Source organism: Macellibacteroides sp., assembly GCF_050251695.1.
Classification (GTDB): domain Bacteria; phylum Bacteroidota; class Bacteroidia; order Bacteroidales; family Tannerellaceae; genus Macellibacteroides; species Macellibacteroides fermentans.
Map to the genome: position 1 here is coordinate 21,647 of NZ_JBFWMI010000050.1, position 4,175 is coordinate 25,821.

Here is a 4,175-nt window from a genome sequence, read left to right on the forward strand (position 1 = left end):
ATCCAACATCTTTCTAGTAAATAAGGATTAAAAAGTAGGACTTCTCCAAATATGTTCGTTATATTTGCTGTTCAATAAACCTTTACAACCGGATAAGAGATATGAAACAATTTTTCAAAATGATGTTTGCTTCGGCTTTAGGTGCCATCCTTGCTGCCGGATTGCTTATTACACTTTCAATTTTCCTATTGATTGGCATTTCTGCCAGTATGAGTCAGCCTACCGCCTTCTCGCCGTCTTCCAATTCGGTGCTCAAGATTGCGCTGAACGGAGCATTGAGTGATCAAAAAACGGACAATCCGTATGCAATGCTTTTGGGAGAAGAGGATACCGAATTATCTCTTACAGATATCTTGAAAGCTATTAAAGAGGCTAAAAACTCCGATAATATTAAGGGTATATATATTGAAGCCGGAAACTTTTCGGCAGGTTCTTCCAGTATTGATGCAATACGTCGTGCAATAACCGATTTTAAGGAAAGCGGTAAATTTGTTGTTGCCTACGGAGATCAATATACCCAGGGAAGCTATTACCTTGCCAGTGTTGCCGATAAAGTATACATCAACCCGCAGGGAGCGCTGTTACTCACAGGTATGTCTTCACAAACAATGTTCTATAAGGGTTTGCTAAATAAACTTGGTGTGGAAATGCTTATTTTTAAAGTAGGAACCTATAAAGGGGCTGTAGAACCTTTTATGCTTGACAAACTGAGCGATGCCAACCGGGAGCAGATAAGTTCTTACATGAACGGCATCTGGAACAATATAACAACCGACATTGCCAAATCAAGAAAAATAACCGTCGAAGATGTAAATCATTATGCTGATCAGGGATTTGCGATTGCATTACCCGAAAAGGCTTTGGAATGCGGACTTGTTGACGAGCTTAAATACAAACCTGAAGCGGAAGAGTATGTTAAGGAGCTTGCCGGACAAACCGACAATAAACTAAAGACTGTTGGCGTGGACAAGGTACGGAATATTAAATCCAAAGAAGGTAAAAGCAAAAATAAAATTGCCGTTCTGTATGCCGAAGGAGAGATTACCGAAGCGGTTACTTCTCCTTACAGTATGGATAAGTCTATCACTGAAAAGGTAGCCAAAGAGCTTATCAAACTAAAAGAGGATGAATCAATAAAGGCTGTCGTACTCAGGGTTAACTCACCCGGTGGAAGTGCCTTTACCTCCGAACAGATATGGAAACAGGTCCTTGAATTGAAAAAGGTAAAACCGATTGTTGTTTCCATGGGAGATGTTGCCGCTTCGGGCGGATATTACATTTCATGTGCAGCCAATAAGATTGTTGCAGAGCCTAATACGCTGACAGGATCCATCGGTATATTCGGGATGTTTCCGAATATGACCGGACTCTTTAACAAAGTAGCGCTTACCACCGATGTGGTAAAGACAAATACCTATGCAGACCTTGGTGATGTAAGCCGTCCCATGCGTGAAGACGAAAAAGCGCTAATCCAGGGCCGTATTGAATCTGGATACGATACCTTCATCACACGCTGCGCCGACGGAAGGGGTATGACTAAAGCTGCGATCGATTCAATTGGTCAGGGTCGCGTATGGACTGGCGAACAAGCTATAGAAAAGGGTCTTGTGGATGAATTGGGAGGCATCGAAAAAGCAATTGCCGTAGCAGCCAAGCTGGCCGACCTGAAAGACTACAAGCTGGTAGAAGTTTCCGGAAGCAAGGACTTCCTGAAAGATCTATTCGAAAAACAACTTGACGAAGTAAAATTGAATGTGGTGAAACAACTTATGGGTGAAGATTTTGAATACTTCAAAACTCTTAATTTAATCAAGTCGGCTCCGGCCATCCAGACTCGGTTACCCTATGATGTGCAACCTTTATAAAAGACATGCCGACAGACAACACAAGAAAAATCAACCATTTATTAGCTCCTTTTTCATTCCTATATGGATTAGGGGTAAGATGCAGGAATCAATTATTTGACTGGGGATTGTTACCAACGGAACAATTCCCTGTTCCTGTTCTATGTATCGGCAACTTAACAGTTGGAGGAACAGGAAAAACGCCTCATACCGAGTATCTCATCAGGTTGTTGCAACCTGCATACCGTATTGCAGTACTCAGCAGGGGGTATAAACGAAAAACCAAAGGCTTTATTCTGGCAGACGAACATAGTACAAGCTGGCAGATAGGGGACGAGCCTTTACAAATGAAACGAAAATTTCCGATGGTTACCGTAGCTGTTGATGCCGACAGGCGTAATGGTATCAAGAGGCTTCTGGCTCTCCCTGAAAAGGAAAGGCCCGAAGTCATTTTGTTGGATGATGCATTTCAACACCGGTATGTTACACCGTCATTCAGTATTTTGCTTACAGCGTACGACCGTCTTTTTCGTTGGGATAAGCTACTCCCTGTAGGATTATTGCGCGAACCAATTTCAGGAAAACGACGGGCCGACGTTGTGATAGTCACCAAATGCAAGCCCGATTTAAAGCCAATCGAATACCGTATCATAGAGGAAGATATGCATCTGGTGGCCCATCAAAAAGTGTTTTTCACCGAAATAAGCTACGACGAGCTTATTCCTGTATTTGGAAATCACAAGAATAGAATGCACCTTTCGGATATACGGGCAAATGATACATGCGTTGTTGTATCAGGAATTGCCTCTCCTGGCAGTTTCTACGACGAGATAAGGAAGTATCCGGGTAAAGTACTCTCAATACAGTTCCCAGATCATCACAACTTCTCGCTGCAGGATGTTAAAAAAATCAAGACTACACTAGACCTGATAAAGTCTGAACGCAAGTTCCTGATTGTAACAGAGAAAGATGCAGCCAGACTAGTCGACAATAAATTGGTTCCTGAAGAGTGGAAAGACAATCTCTTTTATCTTCCCATCAGGATTAAGTTTGATTTGGATAAAGGAGACGAATTTGACGATATGATATTAAAGCATATTACTACATTTTACAAAAACAATATTTACCGTTAAGCAAATGAGCAAAAGAACAGAAATAGCAACTTTAGGAGAATTCGGCCTTATCGACCATCTTACACAAAGAATACAACTAAAAAATGCTACCAGTATAAAAGGTGTGGGAGACGATGCCGCAGTACTTGATTACAAAGACAAGCAGACTCTTGTTACAACCGATTTGTTGCTTGAAGGTATTCATTTCAATTTGATGTATTGTCCGCTGAAACACCTTGGATACAAAGCTGCAGTTGTAAACTTCTCAGACATTTACGCCATGAACGGAACCCCTAAACAGATTACTGTATCCCTGGGTATATCCAAACGGTTCAGCGTGGAAGATCTGGAATCTTTTTATGACGGTCTTCAGCTTGCATGTGATATATACGGTGTAGATATCGTAGGGGGAGACACATCCGCCTCTCTTACCGGAATGGCAATCAGCATCACTTGTATTGGTGAAGCAGAAAAGGAAAAGGTAGTCTATAGAAGCGGCGCAAAAGAAACAGATCTTATATGTGTTTCCGGCGATCTTGGAGCAGCTTATATGGGATTACAATTGCTTGAAAGAGAAAGACAATTGTTCAAGGGTGAAAAAGAATTCACTCCAGACTTTTCCGGTAAGGAATATATACTGGAGCGCCAGCTTAAACCCGAAGCCCGCAAAGATATAGTTGAACAACTTGCGCTGGCCGGAATTGTGCCTACAGCTATGATTGACGTTTCCGACGGTTTATCGTCAGAATTGCTTCACATCTCAAAACAAAGTAATACAGGCTGCCGTATTTACGAAGAGCGCATTCCGATTGATTATCAGACAGCAGCTATGGCGGAACAGTTTAACATGAATCTTGTAACAACTGCTTTGAACGGAGGTGAAGACTATGAGTTGCTGTTTACAGTACCCCTTACCTGTCACGACAAGGTTTCAGAGATGAAAGGTGTTAAAGTAATCGGACATGTGACCAACGCTTCTCTGGGAAATTACATGGTAACACGCGATGGAAACGAAATTGAGTTAATTGCACAGGGATGGAACTCCTTAAAAGAGTAAATAATTTTAATGAAACTATTGCAGAATTAAAAAATCTCCCTATCTTTGCACCCGTAATGAAAACGATGGTGCCATAGCTCAGTTGGTAGAGCAAAGGACTGAAAATCCTTGTGTCCCCGGTTCGATTCCTGGTGGCACCACATGCAAAGAATAAGATAAAAT

General features: G+C 41.8%; 3 protein-coding genes and 1 tRNA gene. All 4 read left to right on the forward strand.

Annotation, left to right across the window (positions count from 1 at the left end; all coding sequences use genetic code 11):
* The first annotated feature begins 101 nt into the window (after positions 1–101).
* The 4 genes from sppA (at position 102) to AB7E53_RS08995 (ending at position 4,153) form a co-directional block, all read left to right on the forward strand.
* Positions 102–1,865, forward strand: coding sequence for a signal peptide peptidase SppA (sppA, locus tag AB7E53_RS08980; RefSeq protein ID WP_446775258.1), 1,764 nt, complete (start codon positions 102–104; stop codon positions 1,863–1,865).
* A gap of 5 nt (positions 1,866–1,870) precedes the next feature.
* Positions 1,871–2,977 carry a tetraacyldisaccharide 4'-kinase gene (gene lpxK, locus AB7E53_RS08985; protein ID WP_446775260.1) on the forward strand — a complete coding sequence of 369 codons (1,107 nt, stop codon included), beginning with the start codon at positions 1,871–1,873 and terminating at the stop codon, positions 2,975–2,977.
* A gap of 4 nt (positions 2,978–2,981) precedes the next feature.
* A complete protein-coding gene (gene thiL, locus AB7E53_RS08990) occupies positions 2,982–4,013 on the forward strand; it encodes a thiamine-phosphate kinase (protein WP_079683794.1) in 1,032 nt (343 codons plus the stop codon).
* Between the two features lie 67 nt (positions 4,014–4,080).
* Positions 4,081–4,153, forward strand: a tRNA-Phe gene (locus AB7E53_RS08995).
* The last annotated feature ends 22 nt before the right edge of the window (positions 4,154–4,175 follow it).